Source organism: Hymenobacter daeguensis (genome assembly GCF_054780555.1).
On the sequence record NZ_BAAGWC010000001.1, the window covers coordinates 277,691 to 298,375 of the forward strand.

Below are 20,685 nucleotides of genomic sequence, written 5' to 3' on the forward strand. Positions count from 1 at the left end.
AGACTCCCTTTCTTACCAGGGAGGGGATGTTTTCGCGCTAGCGAAAACGGGGGTGATTGTGGCGTGTGCGCCGGCTGGAATGTATTCCGCCAAAACGTGCAGACGCCCACAACCACCCCCGTTTGGCTTTCAGCCAAACATCCCCTCCTTGGTAAGGAGGGGAGTCCCGTTCACGCCCTACCTTCCCGCCATGAAATTCGCCACTTTCCTCCTCCTTGCGCCCTTCGCCGCCTTTGCCCAGAAGCCGGCCTCCCTCCTGCCGCCGGCCGACCCCGCCATTCAAAAGCTGGTGGATGAAATCTCGGCCAAAAACCTCGAAGCCGACGTGCGCCGGCTGGTTTCCTTCGGCACGCGGCACACGCTGAGCGACACGCAAAGCCCCACGCGCGGCATCGGCGCGGCCCGCAGCTGGGTGCGCGACGAGTTTCTGAAGTACAGCAAATCGGGCGGCGGGCGCCTGACCGTGGAGCTGGACACCTTCACCGTGAGGCCCGACGGCCGCCGCATCAACAAGCCGGTGCTCATGGCCAACGTGCTGGCCACCCTGCCCGGCACCGACCCCACCGATACCCGCGTCATTCTCGTGAGCGGCCACCTCGACTCGCGGGTGAGCGACGTGATGAACGCCACCGCCGACGCGCCCGGCGCCAACGACGACGGCTCGGGCACCGTGCTGGTGCTGGAGCTGGCCCGCGTGCTGGCCGTGCAGCGCTTCCCCTGCACCCTCAAATTTGTGGCCGTGCAGGGCGAAGAGCAGGGCCTCTACGGCTCGGGCCACTTGGCCGAGCGGGCCAAAAAGGAAGGCTGGAACCTGATTGCGATGCTCAACAACGACATCGTGGGCAACTCCCACGGCTTCGACCCCGAAATCAGCGACGGCCAGCACCTGCGCGTGTTCAGCGAAGGCGTGCCGGCCACCGAAACGCCCGAGCAGGCCAAAGTCCGCCGCCAGCTCAGCGCCGAGAACGACGCGCCCAGCCGCCAGCTGGCCCGCTTCATTGCCCGGACGGCCCAGCTCTACGGCCGGGGCCACCAGGCCGTGCTGGAGTACCGCCCCGACCGCTTCCTGCGCGGCGGCGACCACACCCCGTTCAACCAGCAGGGCTTCGCGGCCGTCCGCTTCACCGAGATGAACGAGGATTTCACCCACCAGCACCAGGACCTGCGCACCGAAAAAGGCCGCGCCTACGGCGACGTCGTCGAAGGGATGGACTTCAACTACCTGCGCCGCAACGCCGGCATCAACCTGGCCACCATGGTTGGCCTGGCCCTGGCCCCCGCCGCCCCGGCCAAGGTCGAAGTCCTCACCGCCAACCTCACCAACCGCACCGAGCTGCGCTGGCAGGCTCCGGCGGCTGGCCCCAAGCCCAGCGGCTACGTGGTGCTGGTGCGCGAAACCAGCGCCCCGCAGTGGCAGCAGCGCTTCCCGGTTTCAGGGCTCACGGCTGATTTGCCGATTAGCAAGGACAATTTCATTTTCGGCGTGGCTTCTATTGATGCCGCCGGGCACGAGAGCGTGGCGGTGCTGCCGGTGGTGGGGCGGTAATTGTCAATAACTATCTAAAATGAAACCTTAATGGCAGAGAGGAAAAAGTACGAGACAGAAGCTTTAAGGCTTGCAAGAGCAATTGACCTAGCAATTGATTCTTTCAAAACTCACGTACCGATAGACTTTGACAAGGCTGGAATTGACCATATTATTAAAGTGTATTCGGAATGGAAAACAGCTATTTTAAATCCGCTACCTCAATACAGAAAACTTGCCTCTTTGAAATATAAAGTCGCAGATGTCTTTACTTTTTTTCAAGAGTCAAGTGGCGAAACCGTTGATTATTTCTGGAAGCAGATTGATAAAGAAGGCTTGGGTTATTTGCGGGAAGACAAGTTGCGCAGGATTCTGGACCGAGGAAAAATAAAGGGACGAATTGAATACGAATTAGCAATTGACCTAATTGCTGTTGCCGAGCAGGAAGGTCGTTTTACCGAAGAAGAATCAGGGAGATTGAGCACTATGATTAGGGAGTTCGAAAATCGAAAAAAGCGGTAATTCTTTTAGTTTATTGACCGCACCTATTTTACAAAGGCCCGGGGTGTAATGCCCGCAGATACTCAGCGATGTATTCCCCGAAAACCTCACCAACCCATTTCGGTCATGTCGCTGCCCATCATTCTTCTCATCGTTGTTCTCATCCTGCTCTCCGGCCTGCGCGTGGCGCAGGAATACGAGCGGGCCCTTGTGTTTCGGCTGGGCCGGTTTGTGGGCGGGCGCGGGCCGGGGCTGTACTGGATAATTCCCTTCATCGAGCGCCAGCAGACCATTGACATCCGCACCAAAACCGTGGATTTGGAGCAGCAGGAAACCATCACCAAGGACAGCGTGACCATCAAGGTGAACGCCGTGCTCTGGTTTCGGGTGGTGAACCCGGCCGATGCCATCATCAAGGTGGCCAACTTCAACCAGGCGGTGTACCAGCTCTCCGTGACGGCGCTGCGCAACATCATCGGCCAGCACCAGCTCGATGAGGTGCTGCGCGAGCGCGCCGCCATCAACACCTCGCTGATGCAGATTGTGGACGCGGCCACCGAAAGCTGGGGCGTGAAGATTGAGCTGGTCGAAATCAAGGACGTGGAAATTCCGGAATCCATGCAGCGGGCCATGGCGCGCGAGGCGGAGGCCATCCGCGAGAAGCGCGCCCGCATCATCAAGGCCGAAGCCGAACTGGAGGCGAGCATCAAGCTGACGCAGGGCGCCAAGCAGATGGAGGAAAGCCCCATTGCCCTGGAGCTGCGCCGCATGCAGATGCTCTCGGAAATCGGCATCGACAACAACACGACGACGGTGGTGCTCATTCCGTCGGAGTTTACCAACGCGGCCAAGAGCTTCACCCAAATGGTGAACCAATCGCCGGCTACGCCGCAGGGGTAGGCGCGCTCTTCCGCTTCGCTCTTTGCAACAACAGCCGCTTTGCGCTTTGCCGCAGGGCGGCTGTTTGGGTAGAAGCGCCTGATTGTTAACCGGGAGAGGTGCATTAGACATGCCATTATTTTCAGCGACATTCACGCTTTGGCAACTTTTTATCTGCGTTCCATCCAACCTCCTTCCCTATGAAAAGAACCTTACTCCTGCTCGTGGCGGCAGCCCTGACCTCGGCTTCGGCCCGGGCCCAATGGAGCGCCAATTCCTCCCAAAACCTGGCCATTCGCGACGTGGCGGGCACCAGCGAAGTCACGCCCCGCATTTCGCCGGCCCCCAATGGCGGCACTTGGGTGGCCTGGTTCGAAACCGTGGCCACCATCAACTACCAGATGCGGCTGCAGCTGCTCGACGTGAATGGCCGGCCGCAGCTGAGCGCGGCCGGCCTGCTGGTGAGCAACCAGCCCCAGGGCACCGCCCTCTACCGCTACGACCTCAAAACCGACAACCTGGGCAACGCCATTCTGGCGTTTCAGGACACCCGCACGGGCACCAACCAGTGCGTGGCCTACAAGATTTCGCCCACCGGCCAGCAGCTGTGGGGCGCCACCGGCATTGCGCTGCTCGACGCCGCCGCCAGCTCGGGGCTGTCGCCCACCATCGGCATCACCACCGGCAACAACGTGGTGATAGGCTGGAATGCCAGCGGCACGGCCAGCGCCACGCGCGGCACCAAGGCCGTGCCGCTGGTGAAGCTCTCGGCCGCCGGGGCATCTATGTGGACCACGCCTGTGGCCATCGAAGCGCCGGCCCGGCGCTTCAGCCGGCCCGCCTTCGTGGCCGTGCCGGGCTCCGAGGATGTGGTGGTGGAATACGTGGAGGAAACCGGCTCCGGCCTCGGTGTATCGACGGTGTATGCGCAGCGCTACAACGCCAGTGGGGCACCCGTGTGGGCCGCCCCGGTGCGGGTGAGCGACAAAACCATCGGCTTCGCGGCCTTCCCCGAGCCGGTGGCCGACGGCAGCGGCGGCTTCTACGTGCTGCTGGGCTCCGGCAACCCGGCCAACGCCAACCTGGGCGACATGTATGCCCAGCGCGTGCTGGCCGACGGCAGCCTGCCCTGGGGCGCAACGGGCACCGAAGTGCTGACCGGCACGGCCACCGCCCGCATCGGCGGGGCCCTGCAATACGTGGCGGCCCGCAACGAAGTGTGGGTGGTGGTGAACGAGCTGACCACGAACCAGAGCAACTCCGGCTTCACCGTGCAGCGGCTGGCGCCGGCCACCGGCGCGGTGCAGCTGACGACCAGCGGCGCGCCCGTGCAGGCTTTGGGCACCAGCTACTACTCGGCCCAGAGCCTGCGCGATACCGGCACCGGCCTCGTCATCATCTACACCGAAAACACCAACGTCAGCGGCACCAACCAGGCCCTGTGGGCCACCAAGGTGAACTACCAGGCGCAGTCGTCCTTCCCCACGGGCAGCGGCTACATCATGCTCAGCAGCGTGGCGAGCGGCAAGCAGAACTACGCCACCCTGCCCTACGCCAGCGGCCAGCTGGTGACCGTGTGGGCCGACCAGCGCGTGGACAGCGGTATCTACGCCCAGACCATTGGCGACAACGGGGCGCTGGGCACGCTGCTGGCCAGCCGTAGCGCCGGGGCCGCGCAGCCGCTGGCCCTCAGCCCCAACCCCGGCGCGGCACCGGCCCTGCGGCTAACGCTGCCCCGCCCGCAGCCGCTGACCGTGCAGGTGCGCGACCTGGCCGGCCGGCTCGTTTACCAGGCCGAAACCAGTGCCCCGGCCGGCACAAGTGCCGTGGCGCTGGAGGCCCCCGGGCTGGCGGCGGGCGTGTATGTAGTGGAAACCACCGTGGCCGGCCAGCCCTGGCGCGGGCGCTGGGTGAAGCCCTGACCCTGCGCAGCGGCCCGGCAAGCAAAAAAAGCCCCGCCATTGCCCTGGCGGGGCTTTTTCGTGGCGGCTGTTCGAGGTTTGGCAGGCGGCGGGCGAACAACTGCGCCGGCCGGCCGTTCAGCTACGATACCTGGGCCTGAAGCCGGGCGCGAGGCGCTACCTTATTTCCTGCCGCATGAAAATCCTTCTCACCGGCGCCACCGGCTACATCGGGCAGCGCCTGCTGCCGCTGCTGGCCGAAGCCGGCCACGACATTGTGTGCCTGGTGCGCGACCCGCGCCGCTTTTCCCTGCCCGACACGCTGCCCGAGGCCCTGGCCGCCCGCGTGAGCACCGCGCAGGGCGACCTGCTGCAGCCCGAGTCGCTGGCCGGAATCCCGACCGATATCGACGCGGCGTACTACCTGGTGCACTCCATGAGCGGGGGCGACGCAGACTTTTTTCAGCAGGAGCAGCAGTCGGCCCACCACTTCACGCAGTACCTGAACACGACTGCGGCGCGGCAGGTCATCTACCTCTCCGGCATTGCCAACGACCACGACCTGAGCAAGCACCTGCGCTCGCGCCGCGCCGTGGAAAACGTGCTGGGCGAGGCCACTAAGGCGAAGCTGACGGTGCTGCGCGCCAGCATTATCATCGGCTCGGGCTCGGCGTCGTTTGAGATTATTCGGGATTTGGTGGAAAAGCTGCCCGTGATGGTGACGCCGCGCTGGCTGAACTCGCGCTGCCAGCCCATTGGCATTCGCGACATCATGTTTTACCTCACGGCGGTGCTCGCCAACGAAGCCTGCTTCGGCCGGGCCTTCGACGTGGGCGGGCCCGACGTGCTGACCTACCGCCAGATGCTGCTGGGCCTGGCCGCCGAGCGCGGCTACCGGCGCTGGATTGTGACGGTGCCCGTGCTCACTCCCCGACTCTCGTCGTGGTGGCTGTATCTGGTCACGAGCACCACGTTTTCGCTGGCCCAAAGCCTGGTCGAGAGCCTGAAAAACGACACCGTGTGCGACCCGGCCCGCAGCATCGGCCAAGTGGTTCCGCACCAGCCCATGAGCTACCGCGCCGCGCTGGCCCTGGCCTTCCAGCGCATCGAGCAAAACGAGGTGGTGAGCAGCTGGAGCGACGCCCTGAGCAGCGGCACCCTGCGCCAGGACTACATGGATGCCATTCAGATTCCGAAAAACGGCATGTTTTTCGACCGGCAGTGCGTGCCCTTTACCCGGCCGGCGGCGGAGGTGCTGGACAACATCTGGCGCATCGGCGGCGACCGGGGCTGGTACAAAACCGACTGGCTCTGGCAGCTTCGCGGCCTGATGGACAAGGCCGTGGGCGGGCCGGGCCTACGCCGGGGCCGCCGCTCGCCCTCGCGCCTGCGCGCCGGCGACCCGCTCGATTTCTGGCGCGTGCTGGTGGCCGACCGCGCCGGCATGCGCCTGCTGCTGTACGCCGAAATGAAACTACCCGGCGAGGCCTGGCTGCAGTTCCGCATCGTAGACCAGAAAGACGGCACCTATGCACTGGAGCAACTGGCCGCCTACCGCCCGCGCGGGCTGGCCGGGCGGCTGTACTGGTACTCGGTGCTGCCCTTCCACGGCATCATTTTCAAAGGCATGGCCCGGAATATTGTGGCGTTCCGGGCCTAGCCCGCCGGCTTAGGGCGCTGCCGGCCGCAGGGCTTCGGGCAGCACTTCGTAGAGCTGATACCGGCCGGTTTTGCCCTTGAGGCTGCGCTGGCAGTTGCGGTGCGTGAGCAGGCCCGGGCCGGCGGCCTGCACCACGGCTTCGGACACCAGAAACTGGGTTCCCAGCTCCTTGTTGGCGCTTTCGATGCGGCTGGCCAGGTTCACGTTGTCGCCGATGGCGGCCAGCTTGCGCGACGCGCCCTGCCCAATGTGGCCCACCACCACCGGCCCGTAGTGCAGCCCGGCCCGCACCCGAAAGCCCCGGCCGTACATCTGCTCCAGGTAGGGATTGAGCCGGCCCACGGCCTGAAACATGGCCTGCACGGCGGCCAGCGCATCGGGCACGGCCCGGGCGGGCTGCTCCAGGCCGAAGAGCACCAGCAGCCCATCGCCCACATAGTCAACAATGTAGCCGTGGTGCTGGCTGATAACGTCGCTCATGAGCCGGAAGTAGCGGTTCAGCACATGAATGATGTCGTAGGGCGGCAGGGCCTCGGCAAAGGGCGTGTAGTTCTCGATGTCGGTGAAGAGAATGGCCAGTTCCTTTTCCTCGCCCAGGCGCTGGCCGGGGGCCTCTATGGCCTGGCGCGTCAGCTCCAGGTCGAGGGCATCGACCACGGGGCGGCGCAGCGACACGTCGCCGCAAACGGTGGTCTGGCAGGCCAGCCGGATGTTGTCGGACAAGCTCAGCTTATGGGCCAGGGCCTGCTCGGCGGCGTTGCGCGGGTTGCAGTGCGCGAGGCCGTCGGTCACCACCACGCGGCAGGTCGAGCATTTGGCCTGGCCACCACAGGCGTGCACGTGCGGAATGCCGTGCGCCAGCGTGGCCTGCAGCATGGTTTGCCCGTCGGCAATCGGTACGGTTTGGTGGTCGGGCAATACGTGGAGGACGGGCATAAGCGTGGCAGGCCAGATGAAAGCAACGAAGCCAATAACCGGGCAGCAAGCTACCCGGTTATTGGCTTCGTTGCTGGCAGGCGTGCGCGGCTTTTTCAGCTGCAGCCTTTGCCTCCGGATTTTACCCGAATACCGGCACCACGCGTCCGTCTTCCACCTTCAGCGCGGCGTCGTATTTCTTGCCGGTTTTGGCCGACAGAAAGCCTTTGATAACGCTGGTTTCGCCCTTGCGCAGCAGTTGCTTGAGCTGGGTTTCGGTAAGGGTTTTGCCGCCCCACTCGAAGGCCACCCGGAACTGGCAGTCTTCGCGGAAGCGCGAGCAGCCGTAGGCCGCCTTGCCCTTGAGCATGGTGCCGAGCTTGCACACCGGGCACGGAATCAGGCCCGAGTCGGGCGCGGCGCCGGGCTTGCTTTCGGCCACCTGCAGCAGCGTGGGCTGAAAAGCGGTATCGAGGCCGATGGCGGCGTCGAACTTCTGCCCATCGGCCCCCATAAAGCCCTTCATCACCGGCGTGCGGCCCTTGGCCAGCAGGGCCTTCACCTGCGGGTCGCTCAGCTTTTTGCCGTGCACTTCGGCCGGCAGCCGGAACGTGCAGCCCTCGCGGAAGCGCACGCAGCCGAACGCCGTTTTGCCGCGCACCACGTGGCCGGTTTTGCAGGCCGGGCAGTAGCCCAGGCCGTTGGCCCCGGGCAGCGGGGCCGAGCCGGTGGCCTTGCCGCCCGTCATGCCGGCGGGCACTTTGCCCGCGCCGGCCTGCGCCTGCTGCACGGCCAGCTCGGCGCTGCCGGAGGTCACCATCCGGCCGCGGCCGTCGTTCTTCACTTCGGCCACCATTTCCTGCACCAGGCCCGACAGCTCGCCCAGAAAGCCCTCCGACGACAGTTCGCCGCGCTCAATCTGGCGCAGCTTGTGCTCCCACTGCCCGGTGAGCTCCGCCGATTTCAGGGTTGGGTTGCGGATGAGGCCAATTAGCTCCACGCCCGTGGGCGTGGGCACGATGCGCTTCTTCTCGCGCCGGATGTAGTTGCGCTTGAACAGCGTTTCGATGATGGCGGCGCGGGTGCTGGGCCGGCCGATGCCGTTTTCCTTCATGGCCTGGCGCAGCTCCTCGTCGTCGATGTTGCGGCCGGCCGTTTCCATGCCGCGCAGCAGCGTGGCCTCGGTGTAGTCTTTGGGCGGCTGGGTCATCTTGCTTTCCAGGCGCGGGTCGTGGGGGCCGCTTTCGCCCTTCACAAAGTTGGGCAGCACCGTGCTCACGGCGTCGTCGTCGGCATCGGCGGCGGCGCCGGCGGCCCCCGGGGCGGGCGCGGGCTTGGGTGCCGCCTGCTGGGTGGGGTCGCCGTACACCACGCGCCAGCCGGGGTTCAGAATCTGGCGGCCGCGTACGCGGAAGGGCCGCTCGGCGGCTTCGGCCAGCACGGTGGTGTTGCTCACCTCGCAGTCGGGGTAGAAGGCGGCGATGAAGCGGCGCGTGATGATGTCGTACACGCTGGTTTCCATGCCGCCGCCGGGGCCGGCCGCGCCGGTCGGGATGATGGCGTGGTGGTCGGTGACTTTGTTGTTGTTGAAGACCTTGGGCGTCTTCGGAATCTTGGCAGCTAGCAGCGGCGCGGTCAGCGCATCGTAGCCCGAAATGCCGCGCAGGATGCCCGGAATTTTGGCGTACTGGTCGTCGGGCAGGAAGGTGGTATCGACGCGCGGGTAGCTTACGGCCTTCTTCTCGTAGAGGGCCTGCACGATTTTCAGCGTGTCTTCAGCCGACAACCCCAGCTGGTTGTTGCACTGCACCTGCAGCGAGGTGAGGTCGAAGAGGCGCGGCGGGGATTCGCGGCCTTTCTTGATTTCCACATCCGTGACGCGCAGCGGGGCGGGGCGCACGGCTTCGAGGGCTTCGCGGGCTTCTTCCTCGGTCACGAAGTAGCCCAGGGCGCGCAGGCGCGACTTCGTGTCGGGCGCGGCGTCGGCGTCTTTGGCCTTGTCGGGGGCGGCCATGTGGCTGAAGAGGGTGCCCCGGTATTCGGTTTTCAGCACCCAGTAGGGCTCGGGGCGGAAGTTCTGGATTTCGTGCCAGCGCTCTACCAGCAGAGCCAGGGTGGGCGTTTGCACCCGTCCGATGCTCAGCAGCTGCTTGTCCTGAAAAGTGGTGTACTTGAGGGTGAACAGGCGCGTGGCGTTCAGGCCCAGCAGCCAGTCGCCCACGGCGCGGCTCTTGCCGGCCTGGTACAGGCTGTCGAACTCTTTGGCCTCGCGCAGGTTGGCGAAGCCCTGGCGGATGGCCTCCTCCGTGAGCGACGAAATCCAGAGGCGCTTCACGGGCTTGCGGCACTTGGCCTCCTGCAGCACCCAGCGCTGAATCACCTCCCCTTCCTGGCCGGCGTCGCCGCAGTTTATCACCTCGGTGGCCTCGTCCACCAGCTTTTTGATGGTGTGAAACTGCTTCACCACGCCCTCGTCGCGGCGCATGAGCTTGATGCCGAACTTCTCCGGAATCATGGGCAGGCTGTGCAGGCTCCAGCGCTTCCACTCGGGCTGGTAGTCGTCGGGCTCCTTGAGCTGGCAGAAGTGGCCGAAGGTCCAGGTCACCTGGTAGCCGTTGCCCTCCAGGTAGCCGTCCATGCGGCGGGTGGCCCCCAGCACGTTGGCAATCTCACGGGCGACGCTGGGCTTTTCGGCAATGCAAACTATCACGGATTTCGGGTTGATTTGAGGGCCGTCGCCGAAGGCTGGCGGCGCGTGGAATCAACAAAAATACGCGGCAAAAAGGTCGTTTGCGCGGTTCGTTTGCCGCACCGGCCGGGCGGGCGCTATTTCGGCACGGCTTGCAGCTCGCGGTGCAGGGCCTGGGCCAGGTAGCTGGCCTCGTCGAGGCGGGCGGCGGTGTACCGGTCGTGGGTGGTGGGGTCGGTGCCGGTGTCCCACTGCATCCGCTCGGCCAGGGTGTGGAGGCGGGTGAGGCTCATGCAGGAAATATGGTCCGACAAACCAACGCAGATTAAGCCCTCAAAAGCTTAACCAGTGTTTTTTGGAGGCAACCCGTGCCTGGTGAGCGGCGGGAAAATCGCGGGCCAATCAATCGAAAAGCTGGCTCGGTGAAAAGCCGGCTACAGCCCGCCCCGCTCCCAGGCGGCCAGCTCGGCGGCCAGGTTGCGGCGGGCGGCGGCATCGAGCTCGGCGTGCAGGGCGGGGGTGCGGAATAGCACCGGCGCGTCCAGCATCCGGGCCAGCACCTTGCGGCGGCCGGGGCGGTAGAGCAGGTCGGGCACGCGGCGGTATTCCTGCCGGACGTGGCGGGCATAGGCCCAATACTCGGCCTCCGGCGCGCCGAGGATGCTCAGGTCGGCATCGAGGAAGGTGAGCAGGTCGGCATCGTCGGGGGGCTGGGGCTGGGTGTGGTCGGCGGTGCGCTCGATGAGGAAGGCCACGCGCTGCTGCCGGGCCGGCGCCAGCGCCGAATCCTGGAGAAACGCGAGGGCCTCGGCGGCGCTGCGGGCCTCGTTGTCGGACTTGAGGGCGTTGTACACGGCATCGTGAAACCAGACGGCCAGCTGCACCACCACGGCATCTTGCAGAGCGGCGGCTTCTACCCGGTTCAGCAGGTTTTCGATGTGCTGGAGGGTGTGGTAGTGCCGCGTGGGGGCCTGGTAGGCGGCGGCGAGGCGCTGAAATTCGGCCTCGCGCCGGGCGGCATCGGGCACGAGGGGGGCGGTGAGGCGGTGCCAGCGGGCGTGGAGGGAATCGGAATGCATGGGCGCAGCTTAGTTAGCAGTCGGTTTTCGCACCAGCCTTATATCGCAGGCGCACCGGAAACCCAGCCACTCCCGGGGGCCGTCGTAGGGGAAGTTGGATTTCAGGGTAAAGTCCAGCAGCGAGTGGCCGAACGAGCCGCCTTTGGCCACGCCCGGCGTGGCGGTGAGCTCGGCCACGTTGCCAATCATGTCGTAGAGGCCGTAGCCGTTGGGCGGATGATTGTAGCAGGCGTGTGGAAACACCCCCGTTGGGATAAAGCTGTAAGTGGTGGGCCGTGTGCTGCAGCGAAACGGCGCCAGGGTGCTTCCCACATACCCTTTTTCGAGTATGTTGAACTCCATTTCAAAGATGGCGGCCTCGGCCGGCTGTGCGCCTGCAATGGCGGCCAGGCAGTGGTTGAGGTCGTTGTACTTGCGCTCGCGCAGCAGCCCGCGCCTGTACTGGCGCGTGCCTGGCGCGGGGGGGCGCACCAGGCCATAAGGGGCTTTCACCGGGTCGAGCCCACCGGCGGCGGCGGTTTCCCACTCGGCCACGGTGGGCAGCCGGTAGGTAACCACCACGTCGTACTGCTGCAGCAGCTTCCGGTGCTTCTTCCTGAAATCGGCGGACTGCAGATAGCCTTCCCGCACCTTGGCGGTGCGCCAGGCACAGTAGCTAACCGCCTGGTCATACGTCACCCCCAGCACCGGGAAGTGAATAAAATCGGTGTATCCGTAGTAGTAAAACCGGCTTTTATTGATGGTGTCGTGCCGGGCAAACAGCCAGCGGCGCAGGCGCAGCGTGTCGGGCAGCTGCGACTGGTACACCGCCGCGGCGGAGTCCTTGCGCAGAAAATGCAGGTACTCCATCCAATGCAGGTTGGTTACCTCTGCCTCGTCCATAAACAGGCTATCGCCGACGGGCACCACGCCGGGCGCATTTACCGAGCGCAGCAGCTCCTGCCGGGTTTGGGCCGCGCAGGGTGCCGGCCCGCCCCAGAGCACGGCCCAGCTCAACAGCAAAAAGACAAACCCTTTCATTGCGCAAAGAAACCATCATGGCAACCGGTTGCAATGCCCTTCGCCGGACGGAAAAGCCCGCTGCAACCGGTTGCAAGAACCATTTTCATACGTAACAGCCCCTTGCAACCGGTTGCAATGCCCATCTCCGCAGGGAAAAGCCTCTTGCAACCGGTTGCAAGGGCCAATTCCGTTTGGCGCAGCCTTTTGCAACCGGTTGCAAGGGCCATCTCCGTACGAGAAAGCCCCTTGCAACCGGTTGCAAGGGGCTTTTCGGGTTTCTGAGGCAGTTACTGCTTCAAAGGCTTCGGCACTTTGGGGCCACCCGTTTTCGGGCCGCCCTGCCGGCCGGCCTTGCTCAAATCGAAGAACGGGGCCACTTTCCCTGGCTTGTCGGCAAACTCCACCAGCAGGGTGGCGTAGGCGCGGAACAGGGCCAGGCAGGTGGCCTCGCGGCCGTCGTGCAGGTCGATGCGCTGGGTGCCGGCGGTTTTGGCCAGGCCATCGGCGCGGCGCAGGGCGGCGCTGAGGGCGGCCAGCACGGCGCGGCCTTCGGTGCGAATGGGCGAAGTGAAGTCCGTGGGCCGGGCATCGAGGGCGTCGAGGAAGGCCGTGAAGGCGTCTTCTACCTCGGCCTGGGTGCTTTTGGTGAGGCCGCTGCGGCCCTTGGGGAAGATGGCCTTCAGGTCGGGGCTGCCCGCGTCGTAGGTCGGGATGATGACCTTGCGCTCCACGCGCTTCACGTAGGCTTTGAAATCGGTGAGGGCCTGGGCCAGGGTGATGGTGGCGCTCTGGCCCTCGCCCGAGAGCTGGCCGGCGTGGGTGGTGCGGTAGTCGGTGAGGGCCACGTCGAGGGCCCCGGCCACGGCCTCGTACTTTTTGCCTTCGGCCCGCAGGGCCTGCAGGGTGAAGGCGGCCATGTCGGCAAACTGGTCGCGGTTGAGGCGCAGGTTGGCGAAGAAATTCTCGAACCGGGCGGCGTATTTGGGCTGGGCCATGCGGTAGATGGGGGGGGGTTGGTGAATGGATGGGCAAAAGGTAGGCAGGATTCGGGAAACCGGCCGCCGCCCCCCGCAACCCGCCCCCGCCGGCCCCGTACCCCTGGGCAGGCCCCGCGCGCGGGGCCGGTTTCACCTTAGCCCCCCTCCCCGCCATGGCCCGCACCGTCGTCGGTTTATTCAACAGCACTTCCGAAGCCCAGCTGGCCATCGAGCAGCTGCTGCACACCGGTTTCCAGCGCACCAACCTGCACCTGGCCACCCCCGAAACGCTCCGCGCCGAGCACCTGCCCGCCACCGAAGCCGAGCCGCCCACCGAGCCGCTGGGCACGGGCTTCATCCGCTTCTTCACCGACTTGTTTGCCGGCAACGAAAACGCCGATGCTCAAGCCTACGTCAGCGCCACCCACGCCGGTAGCGCCGTCATCACCGTGAACGCCGCCAACGAGGACGAGGCCAACCGCGCCCGCCAAACCCTCGACCTCAACGGCGCGGTGGACGTGTACAAGCAGCCCCTCCCCGCCCCCGCCACCCCCGCCGACGACATCGTGGACCTGGAAGGCAGCCTGCGCCACGTGCGCGACGACGACGAGCTCGACGCCAACGGCCTGACCACGCACTGAGCGGGGCTTCGGTGCGAGTTAAGGGCTTCGGTGGGAGTTAAGGGTGAGGAGCTGAGGGCGCGTTTGTCATCCTGAGCGCAGCGAAGGACCTTATCACGCAAGAACAGCTTGCCGTGATTTCAAAAGCCTACAACCTGATAAGGTCCTTCGCTGCGCTCAGGATGACAGGGGCCGCCTTTCGGCCGCCTCCCGCGCCAGCCGCAGCTTGCTGTGCCGGCGGCCGTAGCCGAAGTAGATGGCCATGCCCAGCGCCAGCCACACCACCAGCCGCAGCCACGTTTCCCAGGGCAGCGAGGCCATCATCACGAGGCAGACCACGATGCCCAGGATGGGCACCACCGGCACCCACGGCGTGCGGAACGAGCGCGGGGCGTCGGGGTTGGTCCGGCGCATAATCATCACCCCGAGGCACACCATCACGAAGGCCAGCAGCGTGCCGATGCTCGTCATCTCGCCCACCACCGAGATGGGCACGAAGCCCGCAAACAGCGCAATGAAGCTGCCCAGCAGCAGGCTCGACTGCGCCGGCGTGTTGAACGTGGGGTGCAGCCGCGAGAACACCGGCGGCAGCAGCCCGTCCTTCGACATCGAGAAAAACACCCGCGACTGCCCCAGTAAATCGACCAATATCACCGACGTGTAGCCCACCAGAATGGCCAGAATCACGGCCGACGACAGCCAGGCGTAGGGCGTTTTCTCGATGGCAATGGCCACCGGCGCGGCGCTGTTTTTGAACTCCGTGTAGTTGGCCAGCCCGGTCAGGACGTGCCCGAACAGCACAAACAGCACCGTGCACACCGCCAGCGAGCCGAGGATGCCAATGGGCATGTTGCGCTGCGGATTCTTGGTTTCCTGGGCCATGGTGGCCACGATGTCGAAGCCGATGAAGACAAAGAAAATGACGCCCGCCCCGCGCAGAATGCCGCTCAGGCCGAACTCGCCGAAGGTGCCGGTATTGGCCGGGATGTAGGGCTGGTAATTGGCGGGGTCGATGTAGCGCCAGCCCAGCGCGATGAACACCAGCACCACCGCCACCTTCAGGGCCACCACCAGCGCATTGAACCACGCCGAGCCCTTGGTACCGCGCGTGACAATGGCCGTAATGGCCAGCACGATGAGCATGGCCGGCAAATTGACGATGCCCGACAACACCTCTCCGTCTTGCAAAGTCACTTTCTCAAATGGCGACATCACCAGTTGCGCCGGGATGTGCAGGCCATATTTCCCCAGGAATTTGATGAGGTACTGCGACCAGCTGATGGCCACCGTGGCCGCGCCCACCGAGTATTCGAGCACCAAATCCCAGCCGATAATCCAGGCAAACAGCTCGCCCATGGTGGCATACGAATAGGTATAAGCCGACCCCGACACGGGCACCAGCGCCGCAAACTCGGCATAGCACAGCGCCGAGAAGGCGCACCCCACCGCCGCCACCACGAAGGAGAGCGTCACGGCCGGCCCCGCATTGTTGGCCGCCGCAATGCCCGTGAGCGAAAACAGCCCCGCCCCGATAATAACCCCGATGCCAATGGCAATCAGGCTCACGCCATTCAGGCTGCGCTTGAGGGTGTGCGCCCCCGTTTCGGCGGCTTCGGCCCGAAGCAGCTCCAATGATTTTTTCAACATAAACAACGAAAAACGCGCCACGCCGCCGCCCCACCCGGGGCGGCCGTGCCGCAACCAAAAAACCCGTGAAATGGAAATGAAACGCGCCGGCCGCAGCCGTAGCTACGCGGCGCTAATGCCCGCTAGCAACAGCAACAACAGCCCGCCCCCAGCCGGCCCACTGCCAGCGCAGGGGCACGAAACACATCGGAAAAAGCAAACGGGGCAGCAGGAACAGCGGGCACGGCAGTTGTTTTTATATGGTCAGGAGTTGGCACCTTGCCCGTCGTGGCGGATGGTTGCCGGCGCGTCGCAGAGCCTGTCTCTCAGCGCCTCTTTATAAAAACAATCCTTCCGGGAGAAAGAATTGATGCGGTAAAGGTACGGCCGGGGGCGCGAACCGAGGCGTAAAACCTCACCCCCGCCCCCTCTCCCTGGGGAAAGGGGAGCCGCGGCGGCGCGGGAAAGCCGGCCCCGTAAAGCAAAAAGCCCTGACTCGCATGAGTCAGGGCGCTCTTGAACATTGTCGTCCGGCTCCCCTCTCCACGGGAGAGGGGCCGGGGGTGAGGTTTTGCCTTGGGCAGGCTACCGCCGCAGCGCCACGCGCACGCCCGCCATCAGCCAGCGGCCGGGCATCTGGGCGCCCAGCAGGTCGGAGTATTTCGCGTCGAACAGGTTCTGGGCCTGGCCCACCACCCACAGGCGCTCGGGCAGCAGGGCCACGTCGAGGCGGCCGTTGATGACCACGTAGCTGGGCGTCAGCTCCGCGTCGTTGACGGTGGCGCTGGGGGTGGTGCGCTGCCCGGCGCGCTGCTTGAACACGCCGCCCACGCCCAGCGTGAAGCGCCGGTGCGTGAGGCTCACGTTGCCGGTCACCAGCTGCCGGGCCACGTTGCTCAGGTACTGCGACACCACGTCGCCGGCCACGTCGAGGTGGGTGTAGGTGTAGCCCACGCTGCCGTCGAGGCGCAGGTGGGGCGCCAGCTGGGCGCGGGTGGTGGCTTCGAACTCCAGCCCCTGAGTGGTGACGGCGAACAGGTTTTGGGCCAGGCGGTAGGTGGCGGCGGGGTTCAGGTTGCCAAGGCCGGTGGCTTCGATAACCGCCGTGCCGGGCAGGCCCACGTAGTCAATCAGGTTGCGGCCGTAGCGGTTGAAGTAAGTAGCGCGCAGCGTGAGGGCCGGCAGGGGCTGGAAGTCGAGGCCGCCCTCGTAGCTCCAGGTGCGCTCGGCGCTCAGGCTGGGGTTGCCCACGTTGAAGCCGCTGGGCACCGTGCCCGGCCGGATGGACGAATAATACTGCTCCGTAAAGTTGGCCGCCCGAATGGCCCGGCCCACCGCCCCGCGCACCGTCAGCTTGTCGCCCACCTGCTGGCTGGCCGTGAGCTGGGGCACGACCTCAGTGCCATAAGCCTGGTCGTGGTCGAGGCGCAGGGCCGCCGTGACGCTCAGGCCGCTGGTGGGCGTGAGGCCGGCCACGGCAAAGGCGCCCTGGTGCCACACGGCGTGCACGCCCTGGTCGTTGCTGCGCACGGCGCGGCGGTCGGCCTGCCCGCCCAGCGTCAGGCGCACCTTGTCGGAGAGCGTGAGCTGGTGCTGGGCCTGCACGTTGAGGTAGTGCATGAGGTGGCTGCTGGCCACCGAGGCAGGCGTGTAGAGGTAGTAGTCGGTGCTGGCGCTGCTGGCCAGCTGGATTTCGGTGCGGGCGCGGGCGTTCCAGTCGTAGCGCAGCTGGCCCTGGTACCAGTCGCGCGAGGTGGTTTCGCGGGCGCGGTCGCCGGCAGCGGTGGTGTAGAAATTCTGGGCGTTGTAGTCGCGCCGGTCAAAGCTGGCCCGGGCGGCGGCGCTGAGCCTGCTGCTGAGCTGATAAGCGCCGGAGAGCGAGTAGGTATTCAGCCTGAAGTCGTTGCGCCCGCCGCCGGGCAGGTTCAGCTGCTGGCCGCTGGCGGTATTATTGAGGATGCCGCCGGCCAACCGCCAGCCCTTGTCCTGGCCGTAGAAGCCGGCGTTGGTGCTTTTCAAATCGTACTCGCCGGCCAGGAAGGTGCCGGTTGCTTCCAGGCCATCGGGCCGGTGGGTGGCGGCGAAGGTCTTGGTCACGATGTTCACGAAGCCGCCCACGGCATCGGGGCCGTAAAGGGCCGCGCCGGGGCCGCGCACCACCTCAATCTGCTCAATCTCGGCCGGCGAAATGGGGAAATAGCCCGCGAAGTGGCCCGTCAGCGGGTCGTTCAGCCGCATGCCGTCCAGCAAAATCAGCACCTGGTTGAAGGTGGAGCCGCGCAGGGTAATGTCGGCCTGCGTGCCAAAATTGCCCCGGCTCTGCACTTCCAGCGCCGGCAGCAGGCGCAGCAGGTCGTCGAGCGAGGCAACAGGGTACTGGCTGAGGCTGCGGCCGGGAATGACCGATACATAGCGGCCCGTCTGGCCCGCTACCTGGTTCAGGCGCGAGCCGTACACGGTGACTTCGCGCAGGCTGCGGGCGCTGTCGGCTGGCGTGGTCTGGGCGAGGGCGTTAAGGGTGAAAAAGGAGCAGAAAAGCGGTGCAGCGTAGCGCGTGAGTCGCATTTAGCGGGGAGTTGATGAGGGTACAAACTTACCGTAGCGCGGACTTTGTAGTCCGCGCCCTCACGCCGTTCGAGTTTCGTTCCGGGTCGCGGACTACAGCGTCCGCGCTACTTTCGTGCGGCCGGCCGCAACGTCGGCGGCACCTTTGCGTCCTTCGCGCCAACTCCCAAATTTTCACTCACCCCGTTTTTGATGAAGCATTTGTTTGCAATGGGCCTCCTGAGTCTGGTGGCCGCCACGCCGGCTTTCGCCCAGGCGCCCACCCCGCCGCCGGCCAAGCCGGAATCGCCCTACCGCGCCTCCGCCACCAAGATTAACGACCTGGTGCACACCAAGCTCGACGTGCGCTTCGACTACGCCAAGCGCTACCTCTACGGCAAGGAATGGGTCACGCTCAAGCCCCACGCCTACCCCACCGACTCGCTGCGCCTCGACGCCAAGGGCATGGACATCAAAGCCGTGGCCCTGGTGAACGGCAGCCAGCAAACCCCGCTGAAGTACGACTACGCCGACGGCATGAACCTGCACATCAACCTGGGCCGCACCTTCAAGCCCGGCGAGGAGTACACCATCTACATCGACTACGTATCGAAGCCCGACGAGCTGAAAGTGCAGGGCTCGGCGGCCATCACCGACGCCAAAGGGCTGTATTTCATCAATCCGGACTCGGCCGTGGCCGGCAAGCCGGTGCAAATCTGGACGCAGGGCGAGACGGAAGGCTCGTCGGCCTGGTTCCCCACCATCGACCGGCCCAACCAGAAAACCACCGAGGAAATCAGCATGACCGTGCCTGCCAAGTACGTGACGCTCAGCAACGGGCGCCTGGTGAGCAGCACGCCCGCCGGCCCCGGCCTGCGCACCGACGTGTGGAAAATGGAGCTACCCCACGCCCCCTACCTGTTCATGATGGCCGTGGGCGACTTCAAAATCACGAAGGATACCTGGCGCGGCAAGGAGGTCAACTACTACCTCGAACCCAAGTACGCGCCCTTTGCCAAGCAGATTTTCGGCAACACGCCCGACATGCTGGAGTTCTACTCCAACCGCCTCGGCGTGGAATATCCGTGGAATAAATACGCCCAGATTGTGGCCCGCGACTACGTGAGCGGCGCCATGGAAAACACCACCGCCACCCTGCACGGCGAGCAGGTGCAAATGACCGACCGCGAGCTGCTGGACCGCCAGTACAGCAGCGAATCGGTGATTGCGCACGAGCTGTTTCACCAGTGGTTCGGCGACTACGTGACGGCCGAAAGCTGGTCCAACATCACCGTGAACGAGACGATGGCCGACTTCTCGGAAGGCCTCTACGCCGAGTATAAGTACGGCCGCGATGCCGCCGACGCCCACTACTACACCTACCTGCGCCGCTACCTGAGCTCGCCGCGCGATGCCACCAAAAACCTGGTGCGCTTCCACTACGACCAGCAGGAAGAGGTATTCGACCTGGTGAGCTACCAGAAAGGCGGCGCCATCATGGACATGCTGCGGACTTATCTGGGCGATGACGTATTCTTCGCCGGCCTGCAGAAATATCTCAAGGATAACGCCTTCAGCAACGGCGAGGCCCACCAGATGCGGCTGGCATTCGAAGCCGTATCGGGCCAGGACCTGAACTGGTTCTGGAACCAGTGGTATTTCGCGCCCGGCCACCCCGTGGTGAGCATCGACTACGCCTGGGACGCCGCCAAAAAAGTGCAGTCCGTGACCGTGAAGCAGACCCAGCCGGGCCAGACCTTCCAGTTGCCCTTCACCATCGACTACTACGTGGGCGGCAAGGTGCAGCACCAGCGCGTGACCATGACCGAGGCCACCCAGACCTTCACCATGCCCCTTTCGGCCAAGCCCGAGCTGGTGAACGTGGACGCCAACAAGAAAACGCTCTGGCTGAAAACCGATAACAAGCCGGTGAGCGAGTTCGTGTACCAGTACAGCCACGCGCCGCTGTTTGTGGACCGCCTGGAGGCCATCGTGGCCGCGTCGAAGGAGCAAACCACCAACGCCGCCGCCCGCGGCGTGCTGCTGGCCGCCCTCAACGACAAGTTCTACATGGTGCGCCAGGGGGCCATCGAAGCCCTGAACCTGGAAGACAAAACGGTAGCCAAAGCGGCCGCGCCCGCCCTGCGCAAGCTGGCGGCCAGCGAGAAAAACACCATCGTAATGGCCCAGCTGCTGCGGGCCATGGGCAAGCTGAAGGATAAGAAAGACGAGAAGCTGTTCAGCCAGAACCTTACCAGCCAGTCGTATGGCGTGCAGGGCGCAGCCCTCGGTGCGCTGGCGGCCGTGCAGCCCGCCCAGGCCCTGGCCAAGGCCAAAGCCCTGGAAAGCGACAGCCACGCCGCCCTCACCCAAGCCGTGGTTTCGACCTACGCCCAGGCCGGCGGCGCAGCCGAGTGGCCTTTCGTGCGCGATAAATTCGACGCCGCCCGCGTGCAGGGCAAGTTCAACCTGGCCAAGCCCATGGCCGACATGATGGGCCGCCTCGACGACCCGGCCGCCTTCGCCGAAGGCGTGACCCGCCTGCGCGACCTCGGCGTGAAATACAAAGCCTACGGGGCCGACAAGCTGGCCATGAGCCTGCTGCAAGGTGCGGCCAAAGCCCAGGCCGGCCGCGCCCACGCCGCCGAAGACCAGGCCGCCGTGGACAAAGCCGCGCAGGAGCTGGCTGCGACCGGCAAGTAACACCCGGGCACTCCAACCACGAAAAAGGCCTGTCGCGCATTGCGACAGGCCTTTTTCGTAGGTG

General features: G+C 65.2%; 15 protein-coding genes and 1 riboswitch. Of the genes, 7 read left to right on the top strand and 8 right to left on the bottom strand.

The window, feature by feature from the left end:
* Positions 1-190 precede the first annotated feature (190 nt).
* The 5 genes from ACYVHT_RS01210 (at position 191) to ACYVHT_RS01230 (ending at position 6,466) form a co-directional block, all read left to right on the top strand.
* Complete coding sequence (locus ACYVHT_RS01210) at positions 191-1,546, top strand: zinc-binding metallopeptidase family protein (protein WP_460547107.1); 1,356 nt, start codon at positions 191-193, stop codon at positions 1,544-1,546.
* Between the two features lie 30 nt (positions 1,547-1,576).
* Complete coding sequence (locus ACYVHT_RS01215; protein ID WP_460547109.1) at positions 1,577-2,047, top strand: hypothetical protein; 471 nt, start codon at positions 1,577-1,579, stop codon at positions 2,045-2,047.
* A gap of 105 nt (positions 2,048-2,152) precedes the next feature.
* On the top strand, positions 2,153-2,926 hold the full coding sequence (locus ACYVHT_RS01220) for a slipin family protein (RefSeq protein ID WP_460547111.1): 774 nt from the start codon (positions 2,153-2,155) through the stop codon (positions 2,924-2,926).
* Positions 2,927-3,105: 179 nt separating this feature from the next.
* Positions 3,106-4,827 (top strand): T9SS type A sorting domain-containing protein, encoded by a 1,722-nt coding sequence (locus ACYVHT_RS01225; RefSeq protein WP_460547113.1) that lies wholly within the window; start codon positions 3,106-3,108, stop codon positions 4,825-4,827.
* 175 nt (positions 4,828-5,002) lie between these two features.
* Positions 5,003-6,466 (top strand): SDR family oxidoreductase, encoded by a 1,464-nt coding sequence (locus ACYVHT_RS01230; protein ID WP_460547115.1) that lies wholly within the window; start codon positions 5,003-5,005, stop codon positions 6,464-6,466.
* A gap of 9 nt (positions 6,467-6,475) precedes the next feature.
* Here the strand turns inward: ACYVHT_RS01230 and ACYVHT_RS01235 are convergent, their stop codons facing one another.
* The 6 genes from ACYVHT_RS01235 to ACYVHT_RS01260 all read right to left on the bottom strand — a co-directional run bounded on the left by ACYVHT_RS01235 (position 6,476) and on the right by ACYVHT_RS01260 (position 13,146).
* Positions 6,476-7,402, bottom strand: a complete 927-nt coding sequence (locus tag ACYVHT_RS01235; RefSeq protein ID WP_460547117.1) for an adenylate/guanylate cyclase domain-containing protein — start codon at positions 7,400-7,402, stop codon at positions 6,476-6,478.
* 121 nt (positions 7,403-7,523) lie between these two features.
* Positions 7,524-10,091 carry a type IA DNA topoisomerase gene (locus ACYVHT_RS01240; protein ID WP_460547119.1) on the bottom strand — a complete coding sequence of 856 codons (2,568 nt, stop codon included), beginning with the start codon at positions 10,089-10,091 and terminating at the stop codon, positions 7,524-7,526.
* A gap of 116 nt (positions 10,092-10,207) precedes the next feature.
* Positions 10,208-10,363: a hypothetical protein gene (locus ACYVHT_RS01245; protein ID WP_460547121.1), complete on the bottom strand. Its 156-nt coding sequence runs from the start codon at positions 10,361-10,363 to the stop codon at positions 10,208-10,210.
* Between the two features lie 141 nt (positions 10,364-10,504).
* Entirely contained in the window at positions 10,505-11,149 is a 645-nt protein-coding gene (locus tag ACYVHT_RS01250) for an HD domain-containing protein (RefSeq protein ID WP_460547123.1), read from the bottom strand.
* Positions 11,150-11,158: 9 nt separating this feature from the next.
* Positions 11,159-12,169, bottom strand: coding sequence for a formylglycine-generating enzyme family protein (locus tag ACYVHT_RS01255; RefSeq protein WP_460547125.1), 1,011 nt, complete (start codon positions 12,167-12,169; stop codon positions 11,159-11,161).
* 269 nt (positions 12,170-12,438) lie between these two features.
* Positions 12,439-13,146: a hypothetical protein gene (locus ACYVHT_RS01260; protein ID WP_460547127.1), complete on the bottom strand. Its 708-nt coding sequence runs from the start codon at positions 13,144-13,146 to the stop codon at positions 12,439-12,441.
* Positions 13,147-13,301: 155 nt separating this feature from the next.
* Between ACYVHT_RS01260 and ACYVHT_RS01265 the strand changes: the two genes are divergently transcribed.
* Positions 13,302-13,769: a hypothetical protein gene (locus ACYVHT_RS01265; protein ID WP_460547129.1), complete on the top strand. Its 468-nt coding sequence runs from the start codon at positions 13,302-13,304 to the stop codon at positions 13,767-13,769.
* 156 nt (positions 13,770-13,925) lie between these two features.
* Here ACYVHT_RS01265 and ACYVHT_RS01270 read toward each other — a convergent pair whose 3' ends face one another.
* Together ACYVHT_RS01270 and ACYVHT_RS01275 are read right to left on the bottom strand one after the other, a co-directional pair.
* Complete coding sequence (locus ACYVHT_RS01270; protein WP_460547131.1) at positions 13,926-15,395, bottom strand: amino acid permease; 1,470 nt, start codon at positions 15,393-15,395, stop codon at positions 13,926-13,928.
* 232 nt (positions 15,396-15,627) lie between these two features.
* Positions 15,628-15,720: riboswitch (SAM riboswitch) on the bottom strand.
* A 239-nt stretch (positions 15,721-15,959) separates the two neighbouring features.
* Positions 15,960-17,939: a TonB-dependent receptor plug domain-containing protein gene (locus ACYVHT_RS01275; protein WP_460547133.1), complete on the bottom strand. Its 1,980-nt coding sequence runs from the start codon at positions 17,937-17,939 to the stop codon at positions 15,960-15,962.
* 192 nt (positions 17,940-18,131) lie between these two features.
* On the opposite strand from ACYVHT_RS01275, the gene ACYVHT_RS01280 reads away from it, so the two are divergent.
* Positions 18,132-20,621, top strand: coding sequence for a M1 family metallopeptidase (locus tag ACYVHT_RS01280; protein WP_460547135.1), 2,490 nt, complete (start codon positions 18,132-18,134; stop codon positions 20,619-20,621).
* The last annotated feature ends 64 nt before the right edge of the window (positions 20,622-20,685 follow it).